Raw genomic sequence first — 17,680 nt, forward strand, 5'->3', positions numbered from 1 at the left:
CTCATGGAATGCGCCCGCACCAACTGAATCTCAAACAAAAATCAGCCATAAATCGAATCATGTATCATTTAATTGAAAAACTGCATTTGGACCGCTATGTCAATTCGCGGTTGATTCTTGCGTTAGACTTGCTGGTTTCGACCGGAGCCTCGGCGATTTCCCTCTTGTTGGCCAGCGTTCTGCTGGGACCCGACATTTTTTCGTGGGAAACCGCAGGCTGGTGGCTCGGAGGCTCTGTCATCGTCTCCTGGATCGCCTTCATGCTGTTTCAGACCCACAAGTCAATCATCCGCCATGCTACGCTCCGGGAGTTGGCCCGCCTGAGTATTGCCGTGGTTTTCAAAGGTGTATGGATTGCCATTCTGCTGGCATCGGGGGTAACGGGCCCTACGTATCCCGCCACCTGGCTCACCTTGTTATTCGATCTGTTGCTCACGCTTTCGGGACTGGTCATCATGCGCGTCGCCATGGTCGTGATCTACGATTGGCTTAAAAACAGCCGCCAAAGACACCGCAACTGCCGTCGGATCCTGATCTACGGGACCGGCGACAAGGGCGCTTCGCTGGTCACCCAGCTCCAGAACTCGCAGGAGTATCAGGTCGTCGGCTTCCTGACCTACGGCAAGGCAATGAAGAACCACATGCTGGCCGACCTCCCGGTCTACTACTTCGAGACCGAGGAGAATGTCAAGTACCTGCACGACTGCAAGGACATTGACGCCATCCTCTTCGCCCACGTCCGCGAGGCCCGCGAAGAACAGGAGCGCCTGATCCGTTACTGCACGGAGTGCAATATCAAGGTGCTGATCGCCCCCTCGATCGACGAAGTGGTCGACGGCAAGGTGCAGAAGCAGGCGATCCGCGAGATCAAGATCGAGGACCTGCTGGGCCGCGAGGAGATCAAGATCTCGATGGAGGAGATCATCGCCAACTTCCGGGGCAAGACCATCATGGTGACCGGAGCTGCCGGATCGATCGGTTCGGAGTTGTGCCGCCAGCTGGCGACGTTCGGAATCAAGGAGCTCGTGCTGTTCGACAACTCCGAGACCCCGACGCACAACATCCGGCTCGAACTGGAGGACCGTTTCCCCAATCTGAAGTTCATCCCCGTAATCGGCGACGTGCGTATGATCCCGCGTCTGGACTTTGCCTTCCGCACCTACCGCCCTCAGGTGGTCTTCCATGCCGCGGCTTACAAGCATGTCCCGCTGATGGAAGAGAACCCCTGCGAGGCCGTGCTGGCCAACGTCATCGGTTCGCGCAATGTGGCGGACAAGTGTATCGAATACGACGTCGAGAAGATGGTCATGATCTCGACGGACAAGGCGGTGAATCCGACCAACATCATGGGTTGTACGAAACGACTGGCCGAAATCTACGTGCAGTCGCTCGGTCTGGCCATCGAGGCCGGGAAGGTGAAGGGCAAGACGAAGTTCGTCACCACACGCTTCGGTAATGTACTGGGATCCAACGGATCGGTGATCCCGCGCTTCCGCGAGCAGATTGCCAAGGGCGGCCCGGTTACGGTTACGCACCCCGACATTACGCGCTTCTTCATGACGATTCCGGAGGCCTGCCGCCTGGTGATGGAGGCCGCCACGATGTCCACGGGGACCCAGATCTTTGTCTTCGACATGGGGCAGTCGGTGAAGATCGCCCACCTGGCCAAGCGCATGATCGAGTTGGCCGGTCTGGAGGTCGACAAGGACATCAAGATCGAATACACGGGATTGCGCCCGGGCGAGAAGCTCTACGAGGAGGTGCTGTCGAATACGGAGAACACGCTTCCGACGTCGCACGACCGGATCCGCATCGCCAAGGTCCGCGAATACGACTATATCGATGCCCTCAAGGGAGCGCAGGAGTTGGAGGAGCTTTCACGAGCCGTTGTCATTCCGGACATGGTTCGCCTGATGAAGAAGATCGTCCCCGAGTTCAAGTCCAAGAACTCGCGGTTCGAGGAATTCGATAAAGAAACGAAATAAAATCAACCATAATGAACACGGAACAGAACAAAGACTTAAAGATTGCCGTAGCCGGAACGGGCTATGTTGGCTTGTCTATCGCCACATTGTTGGCACAGCATCATCAAGTAACCGCCGTTGATGTTATTCCCGAGAAGGTGGAGATGCTGAATCGAAAACAGTCTCCGATTCAAGACGAGTATATTGAAAAATATCTGGCTGAGAAATCGCTGAATCTCACAGCCACATTGGATGGTGCTGCGGCCTATCGGGATGCAGATTTTGTCGTGATTGCCGCTCCGACAAACTACGACCCCGTCAAGAACTATTTTGACACAAGCCATGTCGAAGAGGTGATCGATCTGGTCCTGGAGGTCAATCCTCAGGCCGTCATGGTTATCAAGTCTACGATTCCCGTAGGTTACTGCCGGAGTTTGTATATCAAGTACATGCAGAAGGGGGTAAAACGGTTCAATCTGCTGTTCTCGCCCGAATTCCTGCGTGAAAGCAAAGCTCTCTACGATAACCTCTACCCGAGTCGTATTATTGTGGGTATTCCCAAAATCATCAACGATGAGCGGTTCAAGGAGGAGAATGATGCTATTCGAGCCATCGCAGATATTCCGGCGCTTGAGAAGGCCGCCCATACGTTTGCCGCACTGCTGCAGGAAGGGGCCATCAAAGAGAATATCGATACACTGTTTATGGGTCTGAAAGAGGCTGAGGCTGTAAAACTCTTTGCCAATACATACTTGGCCCTTCGAGTCAGCTACTTCAATGAACTGGATACCTATGCCGAGGTCAAAGGGTTGGATTCCCAAGCTATTATTCTCGGAGTTGGTCTGGATCCCCGTATTGGAACTCACTACAACAATCCGTCGTTCGGTTATGGCGGATATTGCCTGCCGAAAGACACCAAACAGTTGCTGGCCAACTATGCCGATGTCCCGGAGAATCTGATCGAGGCCATCGTCGAATCGAATCGCACCCGCAAGGATTTCATTGCGGATCAGGTTCTGAAAAAGGCGGGATATTACAGCTACTCTTCGATAAATGGCTACAACAAGGAACAGGAGAAGCCTATCGTGATCGGCGTCTATCGTCTGACCATGAAATCGAACAGCGACAATTTCCGGCAGAGCTCGATTCAAGGCGTCATGAAGCGCATCAAGGCCAAGGGCGCAACGGTTATCATTTACGAGCCCACCCTCGAGGATGGATCGACATTCTTCGGCAGCGAGGTCGTCAACAATCTCGAAAAGTTCAAGCAGATGAGTGCGGCTATCATAGCCAATCGCTATGACCCTTGCCTGGACGATGTCGAGGCCAAGGTTTATACACGAGATATTTTCAGAAGAGATTAGTCTGTTTAGATAGGCCGTTCCAAATCAAAAATCAGACAAGAATAAGAGCCCCAAACGATCATCACTTTATCAAACAAAGGTAGCTCTACGCATAGTTGAACAAAATGGTGTTCAACTATCATTTTCGACCAAAATAAAAAAGCCACAAAACACTGTAAATCTTCATATTATGAGCATTTTCAAAGACAAAGTCCTGTTAATCACAGGCGGTACGGGAAGTTTCGGCAACGCAGTTCTGCGTCGTTTCCTCGACTCCGACATCCGGGAAATTCGTATCTTCTCCCGCGACGAGAAGAAACAGGATGACATGCGCCACTTCCTTCAGGCTAATCGTCCGGACGTTTCGAACAAAGTGAAATTCTATATTGGAAATGTACGCAACCGTGAGGCTGTAGACTTCGCAATGAACGGTGTCGACTACGTCTTCGCTGCGGCTGCCCTGAAGCAGGTACCCTCCTGCGAATTCTATCCGATGGAGGCCGTGCGTACGAATGTTGAGGGAACCAACAATGTACTTCTCTCCGCCATCGCCCACGGTGTTAAGAATGTCGTCGTCCTCTCTACGGACAAAGCGGCCTACCCGATCAACGCCATGGGTATCTCCAAGGCCATGATGGAGAAGGTGGCCATTGCCCAGGGGCGTGCTCTGGGTCCGGATGCAAAGACCACCATCTGCTGCACCCGTTACGGAAACGTAATGGCCAGCCGTGGTTCCGTAATTCCGCTTTGGGTGGAGCAGATGATGGAGGGCAAGCCGATCACCATCACGGATCCCAACATGACCCGCTTCATGATGACGCTTGATGATGCTGTCGATCTTGTCATGTATGCCTTTGAGCATGGCAACAACGGCGACCTCTTCGTTCAGAAGGCCCCGGCCGCAACCCTCGACGTGCTTGCAGAGGCCCTCAAGCAGGTTTACGCCAAGGTGAATCCCAAATACGGAGAGACCGAGGTGAAGATCATCGGCACCCGTCACGGTGAGAAACTCTATGAAACGCTCGTTACGCGTGAAGAGATGCTCCGTTCGGAAGATTGCGGCAACTACTTCCGCATTCCCTGCGACGCCCGCGACCTGAACTACGACAAATTCTTCACGGAAGGCGACGATGCCATCAGCCGCATGGAGGACTATCACAGCCACAACACCAAGCGACTCGATGTCGAAGGCATGAAGGCGCTGCTCCTCAAGCTCAATTTCATCCGCGAAGACCTCGGTCTGCAGCCCAAAGCAAAGTCCCGCGACTATAGAAGCGAATAACAGATGAAGATTCTGGTAACCGGAGCAAAGGGTTTCGTCGGTCGGAACCTTTGCTCCCAACTTAATAACATCAAAACAGGCAAGGCCAAGTGCTACGGAGACCTTCAGATCGATGAGGTCTTTGAGTATGATCTGGACAGCGCCATGGAGCAGCTGGATGCCTGGTGCTCCGAATGCGATTTTGTATTCAACCTCGCGGGTGTGAACCGGCCTCAGAACCCCGAAGAGTTCATGACCGGCAATTTCGGCTTTGCCTCAACGCTTCTGGACACGCTGAAGAGGCATGGGAACAAGGCCCCCGTCATGCTCTCGAGCTCGGCTCAGGCCTCTCTTACCGGCCGTTTCGGCAACAGCGAATACGGGCGAAGCAAGAAGGCGGGCGAAGATCTCTTTCTCCGATATGGTGAGGAAAATGGCATAAAGGTGCTTGTTTACCGGTTTCCCAATCTCTACGGCAAATGGTGCCGCCCGAATTACAACAGCGCCATCGCCACGTTCTGCAACAACATCGCCAACGAGCTGCCCATCACGGTCAATGACCCGAGCGTGGAACTTGAGGTCCTCTACATCGACGATCTTGTTGAAGAGATGATTGCCGCACTGAAAGGTCAGGAGCACCACTGCGAGTTCGAAGGGCTGACCGTATTGCCCTCGGCTGAAGGACGTTACTGCTACTGCCCCGTCACACACAAGGCTACGTTAGGTGAAATCGTCGACCTTCTGCACCAGTTCCACGACATGCCGAAGACGCTGATGATCCCCGAGATTCCGGCCGGCAGTTTTGCCAAGAGGCTCTACAGCACCTATCTGAGCTACCTCCCCAAGGACAAGGCCATTTTTGACCTGAAAATGAACTGCGACGACCGCGGCTCCTTCACCGAGCTGGTCCACACGCTCAACTGCGGACAGGTAAGCATCAATATCAGCAAACCGGGTATCACCAAAGGTCAGCACTGGCACCACACCAAATGGGAGCAATTCATCGTTGTTTCCGGCCACGGCCTGATCCAGCAACGGAAAGAGGGTACGGACGAGGTCATCGAGTTCGAAGTCTCGGGCGACAAGATTCAGAGCGTCATCATGCTGCCCGGATATACGCACAACATCATCAACCTCTCGAAGACTCAGGATCTTGTCACGGTCATGTACTGCAACGAGGTTTTCAATCCGGAGCGGCCGGACACCTTCTTCGATCCCGTAGTAAGCGAATAAAAGCCGCAAGATGGCTGAATAATCAAAACAATCTATGGAAACCAAAACTCCGAAATTCGACTACAGTGATATTCACTGGCAAAATAACGGCAAAATCAAACTCTGCATCATCGTCGGCACCCGCCCGGAGATCATCCGGCTCGCGGCCGTCATCTCCAAATGCCGCAAATATTTCGATGTGATTCTGGCCCACACGGGACAGAACTACGACTACAACCTCAACGGCATCTTCTTCCGCGACCTGAAGCTCGCCGAGCCGGAGGTCTACATGGATGCGGTCGGAGATGACCTCGGCGCGACCTGCGGCAACATCATCAACTGCAGCTACAAACTTTTCGCCGCGACCAAACCGGACGCCGTGCTCGTCCTTGGCGACACCAACAGTTGTCTGAGTGTCATCGGCGCCAAACGGCTCCACATTCCGATTTTCCACATGGAGGCCGGCAACCGTTGCAAAGACGAATGCCTGCCGGAGGAGACGAACCGCCGTATCGTAGACATTATCTCGGACGTCAATCTTGCCTACTCCGAACATGCAAGAAGATACCTGGCAGAATGCGGACTTCCCCGAGAGCGTACCTACGTCACAGGTTCGCCCATGGCAGAAGTACTCCACCAGAACCTCGCCGAGATCGAGGCATCCGATGTACACGAGAGACTCGAGCTCAAAAAGGGACACTACATCCTGTTGAGTGCTCACCGCGAAGAGAATATCGACACAGAGAAGAACTTCCTCAGCCTTTTCAATGCGATCAATGCAATGGCCGAAAAGTACGACATGCCGATTCTCTACAGCTGCCATCCTCGTAGCCGTCACCGCCTTGAAGCTACGGGCTTCAAGCTCGATCCGCGGGTACAGGTCCAGCAGCCGCTAGGATTCCACGACTACAACTGCCTTCAGATGAACGCTTTTGCCGTCGTTTCCGATTCGGGCACCCTGCCTGAAGAGAGTTCTTTCTTCACCAGCGTAGGACATCCTTTCCCGGCAGTCTGCATCCGCACCTCGACCGAACGTCCCGAGTCCCTCGACAAAGCAGGCTTCATTCTCTCCGGCATCGACACCAAGGGACTTCTCCAGTCCGTCGACACGGCAGTAGAACTTGTCAAGAACGGCGACTACGGCACTCCGGTTCCTGACTACACGGATGAAAATGTCTCCACCAAGGTAGTGAAGATCATCCAAAGCTACGTTGGCGTAGTGAACAAGATGGTGTGGAGAAAAGAACTATAGCGAACGTAGGATCTATCGAACCGGAAATTAACATCATCTTGTCAGCAATAGTGAAAAGACTAAAGATGTGGCAGTTCTATTGAATTTCAGCAGACAATCATCCTCTCAACTACGCACGAGTCTTCACAAAAGACACTATTATGTATTGCAATTTCTCTGGAAGCACTCAATAGCTCTCATTGCTTAAAATTGAGAAAACTCATGCATAGATTCTAAACCACAGTACATTCTCGGTAAATCTACAGTTATTCAGATTTTCATAATATTGTATAACATCTAATCTCTTCATATGAAATAAAATATGTAAAGTGCGTGCACAGGTGAAGTCAATGGCTTATGGTTCAATACCATCACGCACTTCAAATTAAATCTCGATATTAACAACTGAATAACAATACACTAATATAGGATAAACACATCATCCCTTATAATAAGGAGGGGGCCTCGAAAAAAGTGAGACGCATAGGACTGAGACATGAATCATGACCTATTGATTGGCTAATTCTATCTTCTACAGAAGGCTTGTTATCATTAAAAAAGACGAAACCGTTGGTTTCATGTGCAAAAATATCATGCAACAAGAAAGAACTTGATATTGTAGGTCACTCATAGATTTGAAGAAAAAATAGCTTGAATATATTTACAACAATATCAGTGCGATTAGCATTCATTCGACTCAAATAACACGAGATCTTCTTGGATAAAATACTGCCAAGATATTAAACTCGAGATCAATCTTTAGTAGCTACAATCTTAGAAACAACCGAAACATCATTTTTATCACTTGCTCTTTGAATTGATAATTCATTCATTAAGAGTCGAATATCACAAAAGATCAAAAATCACACACGTGGTTGGGCTAGAAAAGAGAGTCTCTCTCAGTGAGCCGTTTTTTGAAATAAAATCTATAATGGAAGAAAGTAGAGGATCACGCATAGCTAAAAATACAGTATTCCTATATGTCCGAATGCTGCTATCAATGATAGTAACATTATATACATCAAGAGTGGTACTAAACGCACTTGGTGTGAGCGATTTTGGAATATATAATGTTGTCACAGGATTTGTTGTGTCTTTTGGATTTCTCAATAGCGCAATGCACGCTTCTGTTCAACGCTTCTTGACTGTTGAAATGAAAGAGAATAATCATGAGAGACTCAATCAAATATTCAGTATGGGTGTAACTATACACTTTATCCTTGCATTAGTTATGGTGATAATAGCAGAACCAGTTGGATTGTATTTTGTACAAAACAAACTGGTTATTCCTCCTGATCGTATAAAGGCCGCATTATGGATCTTTCATCTATCAGTAGCTGTTTTATTTTTCGGCATTATGAATGTCCCATACAAAGCCTTGATTATTGCAAGAGAAAATATGGGAGCATTTGCTGCAATAAGTTTATTAGAAGTTTTCGCCAAACTTGCTATTGCAATTATTCTGATATATAGCACTTTTGACAAACTCATTTTGTATGGGATATCGCTGATGATTGTAGCTATTGCAATCCAACTATTTTATATGTGGTATTGCATATCCCACTATGAGGAAGGTAGATATAAACGATTCTGGAATAAAAGTCTATTTCAAGATATGAGCAGTTTTGCGGGATGGAATCTAATAGGTGTATTTGCGGGCATTGTTTATAATCAAGGCGTAAATATTGTCCTAAATATATTTGGCGGCCCAATAGTAAATGCAGCAAGAGCCATCGCTTTCCAAGTGAGTGGTGCAGCAAACCAATTGGTTACAAATTTCCAGTTGGCTGTTAATCCACCTATCATGAAAGCTTATGCCACCAAAGACGAATCAGTATTTAGACTATTATCATCCTCCTCAAAGCTGTCATACATATTACTATTATGCATCGTAATTCCTTTCTTATTGGAATGTCCATATGTACTAATGCTTTGGCTAAAAGACGTACCAGCGTATTCAATTATGTTTACCAGACTAGCTATGATTGATATCTTGGTATGTTCATTGGCCGGCTCGCTTCATATATTGATGCAAGCTACTGGCTCTATAAAAAAGTACCAAATAATTGTAAGTGGAGTCTTACTACTAAATCTCCCCCTTTCTTATCTTATGCTAAAGATGGGAATGAGTTTTGATTCTACTTTTTATGTATCAATAGCCCTCTCTTCTGTAGCTTTAATTGTACGCTATGTTCTTTTACGAACATATGTAGAATATAGTGTTAAAGAACTTGTCTTGGGATTTGTAATACCAATCGTCATATTGACGATAGCAAGTAGTATTATACCTATAATTTTATACAACCACATGAAACAAGATCTACTTAGACTTCTCATAGTCTGTGTAGCATCATGGATTTCCATTGCACTTGTATCTTGGATTTGTGTCTTGGACAAGAATGAGAAATCTCTTTTATTACAAATCATAAAAAGAGGAAAATGAAGATTGTGATTATCGCAGATAATCTGGGGAATAATGCACCTGGCGTAGTATTTAAAAATATCCTATTAGGTCTATCAAAAAAGATAGATTTTGATATTATCACCTCTACAATGGATTATCGGGCTCCGTTAGATCATAGAGGGTATGTGAACTATGTCTCTCAAAAGAAAATTTCATCCTGGAGAATAAGAACATTGTTATTTAATATTTTTGGGTTTTATCATACACAAAAGAAATGGGCAAAGGACATCCAAAATATATTGAATACCGGTTCATATGATGTTGTAATAAGTTTCATGTCGTCAACTTTCTATGCATCAGTCATGGCTGCGGATTTCTTCTCTGCTCATCGGAAAATAAAACACATTTGCTATTGCGTAGATGCCGTTCCTGCACCTTTTCCGTGGGAAAAAGAAGGCATGTACTCCTCAGCCATGAAACGTTGCGTCAAGAGATATATGCAGAGAGTTAATATCCTATGTATGACCAACCAAGAAATGCTATCATATGAATTAGGTATTATTGGCAACCCCATTATAAAACCTATTGTCTTGCCCAATCCTCCCAAAGAGACTATCTTTCAAAATTGGCCGACAACTGAAATTACTCCATCATTCGCATATGCTGGTAAAATATATGGAGCCCGCAATCCTGACGCATTACTGAATGGCTTTAAGATGCTCCTTAAGAACCATCCGACAGCAAAAATGATTTTTATAGGGTCCTGTAATTTGGATATATACATCAAAGAGCATTTTTCTGACATCCAAAATAATATTGAATTTATCCCATACACAACTGACCTCGACCAAATTTATCGAAAATGCGCGGCTTTAATTGATGTAAATGCAAATATTGATCATGACGTCTTTTTATCAAGTAAAATAATCAGTTATCTACCATATAATAGATTAATAATATCGGAGTCTGGTAATGGCAGCCCAGTTCGTTCAGTATTTAGGACCTCACAAACTATTCTACATGTACATCATAGCGCAAAAGAGTATTATGATGCCATGGAATTTTGCCTTAATAACATTGGCTCAATTGATTATTCTGAACGGAAAGTGTATCTGAAGCATATGGATATAAATGCAGCCACTAATACTTTGATTAAACAAATCTTCGATAATAATGAGAACTGAAAGTCTTATACTTAAGGTGTTATTATATTTCAATATATTTACACTTGTGATGTACATTATCAGTCCATTAAGTATAAAGTCTGGTTACCACGCTCTTAATATATTCTATATCGCTTTGAATATATTAATGATGTGGCTGGGCTTTCGAAGCGGACAAGCAAAGACAAATTACCTAGCACAACAACCAAGTCTGCAGGTTCCACCAAAAGTTCTCTACTTAATTCTGATCTTCTACTTATGTACGTTTACCGTCAGATATGCCTACATGCTGTATCTGCCTCCGTTTGATTTTAATGCCTTAATCAATCGAATTGCTATTGGAGTTGCAGATCCATATCTAGGACGTTCTTTCATGCATGGAGGAAGAACGATTCCATGGACGGTATATTTTGTTACGTCAATAATCGATTCTATCTTCTTTATTTTCTCTCTTATTTGTTGGAAACAATTAAAAACTATCATAAAAGCGGTTATTGTTATACTTCTCATATTTGAATGTTTTTATTCGATGGGGACAGGCACAAACTTCGGTGTCATTATGCTTGTATCATGCATTGGCTTAGCCATCATGATGCAGATTCCTCATGAAACGCTATCTAAAGGCAAGATCCTAAAGATATGCTCATTAGGAACAATCATGCTCCTTTTTGTATTGTATATCTTCTCTTACAATATGGAGGGACGAAGTGGCGGTAGTTTTGAGAATCTTTCCAATGAAAGCTTTTTGGCCCTTGGCCCATCTGTTTCGATTGACACAAACGCTTTTTTCAATCAACTTCCTCATAGGCTTCAGATTCTTCTTTTATTCATCTTCAGCTATCTGACACAAGGATATATGTTCTTAGAAAATATATATAAGCTTGATTTTCATTGGGGCGGTTTTTTCGGCAATAACCCAGCACTCCAGTCGCTAGCTCAGGATTTTCTATTTTTTGATCCGGAAATGAATAGCTATCAAATGCAAATGGAGAAACTAGGAGTTGATTCATATGTTAATTGGCACTCATGCTATCTTTGGTTAGCGAATGACTTTACTATTTTATTTGTTCCTATTGCTGTATACTTTATCGCAAAATTGACCAGTGCTGCTTTACGTATGTTTCGAACTAGCAGAGACTTGAGTTCTGGAATCGTATTTATAATCTTAGCGAATATGCTATTGTTCATGTTTGCGAATAACAACTATTTGTCATCTGTATTCTATTCTTTTATGTTCATCTTTCCATACTGGTTTTTTAAGAAATATAAACATATTCGGAAATGGTAGATTTACTGTATAAATTATATTCTATCTTTTGCAATGATAGCAATATCTTAGAAAAGACAAAGATTAATTCGGTCTTTAGATATATTATTCGAAGATGTGCGAATATACTAGTACCTTTTTGGTATAAAATGACAACTAACAATCCTCATTTTAAAATAAATCCTACTCTGAAAACTGAAGGCAGAATAATAGCCTCTCTTACAACATTTCCGGCTCGCATTGATAACATATGGATTGTTATTGAAAGCATTTTAAGGCAATCTCAGAAACCTGATATGTTGTTTCTTTGGTTATCCAAAGAGCAGTTTTCATCAATCGATGTATTGCCGAATCGGTTGAAGGCCCTTCAAAATCGCGGCCTTCAGATTCAATTATGTGATGATGATTTGCGATCTCATAAGAAATATTATTATGTATTAAGAGACTATCCTCACGATCATTTGTTTACGTTTGATGATGATTTGATATATCCAACCAATACAATATCATCTGTCATGTCAGCTTCAACAATATATCCAGATTGCATTGTAGGTAGGTATTCTAATCAGATAGAACTAGACAAAACAGGCAATGTACATTTTACTCGCAATAGAAAACGAGACATTGCATTTCAACCATCATGGACGACGTTCATTGGGAGCGGAGGTGGAACATTATTTCCAGCTGGATTCTTACCTGAAATAGCTAAGGATAAAAATACCTTTATGGCTATCTGCAAAACAGCAGATGATGTATGGTTAAATACCATGTGTCGCTTTTCTGGTCATAAAGTCATTGCAATCATGAACAAATGTCCATTGCTTGAAATAATCAATAAGAATAATTCAACACTTACAAGCATAAATGTTGGATATGAGAACTATCGACAGCAAATGACCGTAAGAGAATTCTGCATCGCCAATGGCAAAGATCCATTTGAACCCTTAATAAATAACAAGTATGGAATCATTGAATAAGTTTATATCGAGAATTGTATCAAAATTATCTCCAAGGATGCACTTCTGCTTAGCATATTATCACCATCGGCACAAATGGCCTAATCTGAACAAGCCGAAAGATCTTTCAGAGCTATGGATCAAGAGATTGCTTGATGGTCGCATCAACCAATATTATCAACTTGCAGATAAATATTTAGTTCGTGAATATGTGAAACAATGTGGGTGTGCTGACATATTAACTGGTCTGGTTAAATGTTATTCCACAAGCGATGAACTTGTCTATTCAGAATTACCTCAAAAATTTGCACTCAAGGCAAATTGGGGAGCAGGAATGAATCTAATCTGCACTGACAAATCTCAATATACAGAAAATGATCTTCGTAATCAAATTGGCCAATGGCTTGCATCACCAAAATTCGCGTTTTCAGAACGCCATTATAATTTGATTTCAAGAAAAGTTATATGTGAAGAATTTATAGATGATGGCACAGGGGGCTTCCCTATAGATTATAAGTTTATCTGTCTCAATGGAGAAATCAAGGCAATTCTCGTTTGCAATGATCGTGAATCCGGCCATGCTGATTATATCCCTTACGATATCAACTGGAAGCCGTTGTTTGATTACTGTATAGCAACACACAAAGAAAGCGAATTAGTAAGCCGACCTGCCAATCTGACACAAATGCTTGAATGTGCGAAAAAACTGGCATCAGGAATAGATATGATCAGAGTTGACCTCTATTCAAATGGGAGCAGAATCTGGTTTGGCGAAATGACGCTTACTCCAGATGGCTGTATTTTCCGCAGATGGACACAGAAAGCTATAGATGAAATGGGGGCATATTACAGAACACATAAAATTCCGACACATGAAACTAAGCATCAAGCAACTAATTAAGTCAAATTATTTGGGGAAACAAATATACTGGTATTATAGATTAAAACGAGATTCCAAAATAGTCTTCAAGAATTTTGGAATTAGGGCTAATTTTGCCGTAGAATTTAAGAAGATAAGAGCAGCTCACTCACTTTTCGGATGGCTTCCTGATGAGTTCTACTTATATCATTATGAATCCTTGTCAAATGCAGAACGCCAAGCCTTTATTTGTGAAGACGAGCATGTTGTTGTTGCTGATTTTTTGAATACAGCAGAAGCAAGAACAATTCTCGGCGACAAATGGAATACATATAAAGAATTTTGCACATTCTTCGATCGAAAAGCATGCTGCATTACCAACAAACCTCAGGAGAAAGAGGAATGGGACACTCTTTACGACCTTTTCGACACATATGGCAAATTAATAATTAAGCCTCTTGATGGTTCTTTTGGAAAAGGAATTCAAATTGTAGAATGCACCTCTGACAAAAAGTCATTAAAGCAGAGGTTACAGACCTATTACCCTAAAGGATTCATCGCAGAAGAAATTATCAAGCAAGACGAGCGCATGGCTGTATTACATGAAAAATCAGTCAACACATTACGAATCCATACCATTTGTTTTGATGGGGATGTAACCATATTCCACCCATACATACGTATTGGTAGAAAGAATAACATTGTTGATAATGCCGGTAGTGGAGGAGTCTTCACGTCTTGCGATCCCGAAACTGGTGAAATATTAACTGTGGTCGATGAATTCGGCAATACATACACCAACCATCCAGACACAGGGTTTCCTTTAGTCGGCTTCAAGGTTCCTTGCTGGAACAAAGCTTTCCAAACAGCAAAAGAATTGGCTCTACACAATCCTAATATTCATTATGCAGGTTGGGACTTAGCCCTTACAAAAGGGACATGGGTATTGATAGAAGGGAACCCTCGTGCGCAATTTCTTTTCCAGATTTCAGAGCAGAAAGGATTCCGTCAAGAATTTCATAATATCCTAAATAAATATGGTAAAGTCTACAAAACAAGGTACTAGTACGCATAAAATCTGTGTTATATATAATACAGCTCCTCGCTACAGAGAGGCTGTATTCCGCGCAATTGACAAAGAATATGATTGCGATTGGTACTTTGGTAAAACAAAGTCAGATATCAAGGAAATGGATACGTCATTACTAAAGAATGTGACGTATTACAAAACATACGGTAATCCCCAGAAATGGTATTGGAAGCGCAATTATTTGCGACTGCTTTTCAGAAGAGACTACAAGAATTATTTAATTCTTCCCGAAACGCGTTCTATCAGCGATTGGATCTTTTTTATATTAGCATACACTTTTTTTAGAAAAAAACATTTCTACCTATGGACCCACGGATGGTACGGTAAAGAGTCTGGATATGAGGCAAAGATGAAACTCTGGCTATATCGCAATGCATCAGGTACATTTGTGTATGGTGATCGCGCCAAAATGTTACTAATCGAACAAGGTATTCCTCAGGAGAAACTCTTTGTCATCCACAACTCTCTAGACTATGACATTCAAAAAGTTCTTCGTGAAAATATTAAAACGTCGAGTATCTACAATGATCATTTCCAGAACAGTTCTCCCACTATCATTTTCATTGGCCGTTTAACCAAGGTAAAGAAACTTGACATGATAGTGGATGCTCTTGCTCGTCTTCGCAACAAAGGAGAAAAGTACAATATGGTATTTGTGGGAGATGGTAGCGAAAGCGATAACCTAAAAGTAAAAGTCAAAAGCCTTGATTTGAATGATCAAGTTTGGTTTTACGGCGCTAGTTATGATGAAAAGACCAATGCAGAACTCATCTATAATGCAGACCTTTGTGTTTCTCCAGGCAATGTCGGATTAACTGCAATGCACGCTTTAATCTTTGGATGTCCCGTCATTACTCATAATTGTTTTGAATGGCAGATGCCTGAATATGAAGCCATTCATGCAGGCGAAACCGGCGATTTTTTTAAAATGGATGATATAGATGATTTGATTGCTACTATCAGCAAATGGTTTGCAGTGAAATCTGACAAACGAGAAGAAGTTCGCAATGCTTGTTTCAAAGAGATAGACACCAACTGGAATCCATATTACCAGATGGACATAATCAAGAAAAATATCAAGTTCTAATGACTCTAAGTTATTTATATGCTAGGTTCTTCAAAAAAATACTGCGTGGAAAGTCGATCCTGAACAGTCAGATAGATAAGACTGCCAAGATCTACTCCGGCACGGAGTTCTACGATTCTTCCATAGGTCGTTATTCATATATCGGTTATGATAGTGAAGTTCATTCATGCGATATTGGTTCCTTCTGTAGTATAGCCAACGGCTTTGTAGTAGGAGGTGCAAAGCATCCGTTAAATTGGGTTAGCACCTCACCAGTCTTTTACAATGTAGGTGGTGGAACCGGAGTTCATCTTGGTGATCTTAATATCGAACCTCTCAAGCGTACAACTATTGGCCATGATGTATGGATTGGCAATCGAGTAACCATCATGCAAGGTGTAACTATTGGAACAGGGGCAGCTATTGGAGCTGGAACAATCGTCACGAAAGATGTACCTCCCTATGCAATAGTGGCAGGTTGCCCCGCAAAAGTAATTAGATACCGCTTTGACGTTGTAACGATTGAGAAATTGCTGAAATCGAAATGGTGGGAGTTGGATGACATGACCCTAAAAACGTTGTCTGGGCTGGTATCTACCCCTGAAGAGTTCTTGAAGAATTTAGATAAAATAGCATAATGAAGATACTGATAGTGTCGCAATACTATAATCCCGAGCAGTTCCAGATTAATGATATTGCACCGGAATTAGTGAAGCGAGGACACGAGGTTACTGTACTTTGTGGCGTGCCGAACTACCCCAAAGGAGTGGCATTCACTGGCTATGAGAATGAAGAAAGCAGAGTAAATAAAGAGAAAGAATACCAAAAGCTGACGGGAGTACGAGTGGTACATGTGGATCAGACACCAAGAGGTAACGGATCTCTGAAACTAATCAGAAATTATATTTCTTTCGCATTGTCCAGTAAGAAAAAAGTGAAAGAGATGATAGCTGATGGAGAGAAATACGATGTTATTCTTGGCTACCAGTTGAGTCCTATCACCTCGATGTTTGCAACTCTGGAATACAAAAAGTTAGCGGGTACACCAGTGGTATTCTATACATTAGACCTGTGGCCTGTATCTGCTGAAGGAATGCTCAAGAGCAAAAAGAACCCACTGATGTGGCCAATAAACAAGATAAGTCGAAAATTGTATCAAGCCGCTGATCGAATATTGGTAACATCTCGCCCGTTTATCGACTATTTACACAAAGTGAACGGTGTACCGATGGAACGAATGGCATATCTGCCACAACATGCTGATATGGCTATGCTGGATATGGACATGACGGCTGATAATAACGGAGTGGCAGATTTCATGTTTGCCGGAAACATAGGCAAAGGGCAACGAGCCGATGTAATCATCAAGGCAGCAAAGATTCTTGGCAAACGCAAAGACTATAAGATCCATATGGTAGGCGATGGTCGGATGCGAGAGGAATTAGAGCAAATTGTACGAACAGAAGGATTAGAAGAGAATGTAGTCTTCTACGGTAATCAGAAGCGTAATGAGATGCCTAAATTCTACAAAATGGCAGACGTGTTACTTATCACCCTCCGTGGTAACAACGAGGTTGGCGACACCATCCCGGGCAAAATGCAAATGTATATGACCACAGGCAAAACAATCCTTGGAGCCATCAACGGTGGAGCTAAAGAGGTCATCAGAGAGGCGCACTGTGGCAGTTGTGTGCCGGCCGGAGACTATGAAGGATTAGCCAGGCTGATGCAGACCTACATTGAAAATCCACGAGACTTTGACCAATGCGGCACAAATGCACGTGAATATTTCAAAAAACATTTCACTTTGGAGCATTACATGAATGGTCTCGAACGTGAATTACAAAGTGTCATCAAGAACTAA

The 17,680-nt window shown here is 43.6% G+C and carries 14 protein-coding genes; all 14 read left to right on the forward strand.

Annotation, left to right across the window (positions count from 1 at the left end; genetic code table 11):
• The first annotated feature begins 59 nt into the window (after nucleotides 1-59).
• The 14 genes from ABGT65_RS03555 (at nucleotide 60) to ABGT65_RS03620 (ending at nucleotide 17,680) form a co-directional block, all read left to right on the forward strand.
• Nucleotides 60-1,985 (forward strand): nucleoside-diphosphate sugar epimerase/dehydratase, encoded by a 1,926-nt coding sequence (locus ABGT65_RS03555; protein ID WP_346699794.1) that lies wholly within the window; start codon nucleotides 60-62, stop codon nucleotides 1,983-1,985.
• An 11-nt stretch (nucleotides 1,986-1,996) separates the two neighbouring features.
• A complete protein-coding gene (locus ABGT65_RS03560; protein WP_346699796.1) occupies nucleotides 1,997-3,328 on the forward strand; it encodes a nucleotide sugar dehydrogenase in 1,332 nt (443 codons plus the stop codon).
• A gap of 169 nt (nucleotides 3,329-3,497) precedes the next feature.
• Complete coding sequence (locus ABGT65_RS03565; protein WP_346699798.1) at nucleotides 3,498-4,589, forward strand: polysaccharide biosynthesis protein; 1,092 nt, start codon at nucleotides 3,498-3,500, stop codon at nucleotides 4,587-4,589.
• 3 nt (nucleotides 4,590-4,592) lie between these two features.
• A complete protein-coding gene (locus ABGT65_RS03570) occupies nucleotides 4,593-5,801 on the forward strand; it encodes an NAD-dependent epimerase/dehydratase family protein (RefSeq protein WP_346699800.1) in 1,209 nt (402 codons plus the stop codon).
• Nucleotides 5,802-5,835: 34 nt separating this feature from the next.
• Nucleotides 5,836-7,032: a UDP-N-acetyl glucosamine 2-epimerase gene (locus tag ABGT65_RS03575; protein ID WP_346699802.1), complete on the forward strand. Its 1,197-nt coding sequence runs from the start codon at nucleotides 5,836-5,838 to the stop codon at nucleotides 7,030-7,032.
• A gap of 910 nt (nucleotides 7,033-7,942) precedes the next feature.
• A complete protein-coding gene (locus ABGT65_RS03580; RefSeq protein WP_346699803.1) occupies nucleotides 7,943-9,454 on the forward strand; it encodes a lipopolysaccharide biosynthesis protein in 1,512 nt (503 codons plus the stop codon).
• Nucleotides 9,451-10,599: a hypothetical protein gene (locus ABGT65_RS03585; RefSeq protein ID WP_346699805.1), complete on the forward strand. Its 1,149-nt coding sequence runs from the start codon at nucleotides 9,451-9,453 to the stop codon at nucleotides 10,597-10,599. The genes ABGT65_RS03580 and ABGT65_RS03585 overlap by 4 nt, the downstream gene beginning before the upstream one ends.
• Nucleotides 10,589-11,866 carry a hypothetical protein gene (locus tag ABGT65_RS03590; protein ID WP_346699806.1) on the forward strand — a complete coding sequence of 426 codons (1,278 nt, stop codon included), beginning with the start codon at nucleotides 10,589-10,591 and terminating at the stop codon, nucleotides 11,864-11,866. Before ABGT65_RS03585 ends, ABGT65_RS03590 begins: the two co-directional genes overlap by 11 nt.
• Nucleotides 11,860-12,822 (forward strand): hypothetical protein, encoded by a 963-nt coding sequence (locus ABGT65_RS03595; protein WP_346699807.1) that lies wholly within the window; start codon nucleotides 11,860-11,862, stop codon nucleotides 12,820-12,822. The genes ABGT65_RS03590 and ABGT65_RS03595 overlap by 7 nt, the downstream gene beginning before the upstream one ends.
• Complete coding sequence (locus tag ABGT65_RS03600) at nucleotides 12,806-13,702, forward strand: ATP-grasp fold amidoligase family protein (protein WP_346699808.1); 897 nt, start codon at nucleotides 12,806-12,808, stop codon at nucleotides 13,700-13,702. Before ABGT65_RS03595 ends, ABGT65_RS03600 begins: the two co-directional genes overlap by 17 nt.
• Nucleotides 13,674-14,726 carry a sugar-transfer associated ATP-grasp domain-containing protein gene (locus ABGT65_RS03605; RefSeq protein WP_346699810.1) on the forward strand — a complete coding sequence of 351 codons (1,053 nt, stop codon included), beginning with the start codon at nucleotides 13,674-13,676 and terminating at the stop codon, nucleotides 14,724-14,726. Before ABGT65_RS03600 ends, ABGT65_RS03605 begins: the two co-directional genes overlap by 29 nt.
• Entirely contained in the window at nucleotides 14,698-15,837 is a 1,140-nt protein-coding gene (locus ABGT65_RS03610; RefSeq protein WP_346699812.1) for a glycosyltransferase, read from the forward strand. The genes ABGT65_RS03605 and ABGT65_RS03610 overlap by 29 nt, the downstream gene beginning before the upstream one ends.
• On the forward strand, nucleotides 15,837-16,454 hold the full coding sequence (locus ABGT65_RS03615) for a CatB-related O-acetyltransferase (RefSeq protein ID WP_346699813.1): 618 nt from the start codon (nucleotides 15,837-15,839) through the stop codon (nucleotides 16,452-16,454). The genes ABGT65_RS03610 and ABGT65_RS03615 overlap by 1 nt, the downstream gene beginning before the upstream one ends.
• Nucleotides 16,454-17,680 carry a glycosyltransferase family 4 protein gene (locus tag ABGT65_RS03620; RefSeq protein ID WP_346699814.1) on the forward strand — a complete coding sequence of 409 codons (1,227 nt, stop codon included), beginning with the start codon at nucleotides 16,454-16,456 and terminating at the stop codon, nucleotides 17,678-17,680. The genes ABGT65_RS03615 and ABGT65_RS03620 overlap by 1 nt, the downstream gene beginning before the upstream one ends.

Source organism: uncultured Alistipes sp., assembly GCF_963931675.1.
Classification (GTDB): domain Bacteria; phylum Bacteroidota; class Bacteroidia; order Bacteroidales; family Rikenellaceae; genus Alistipes.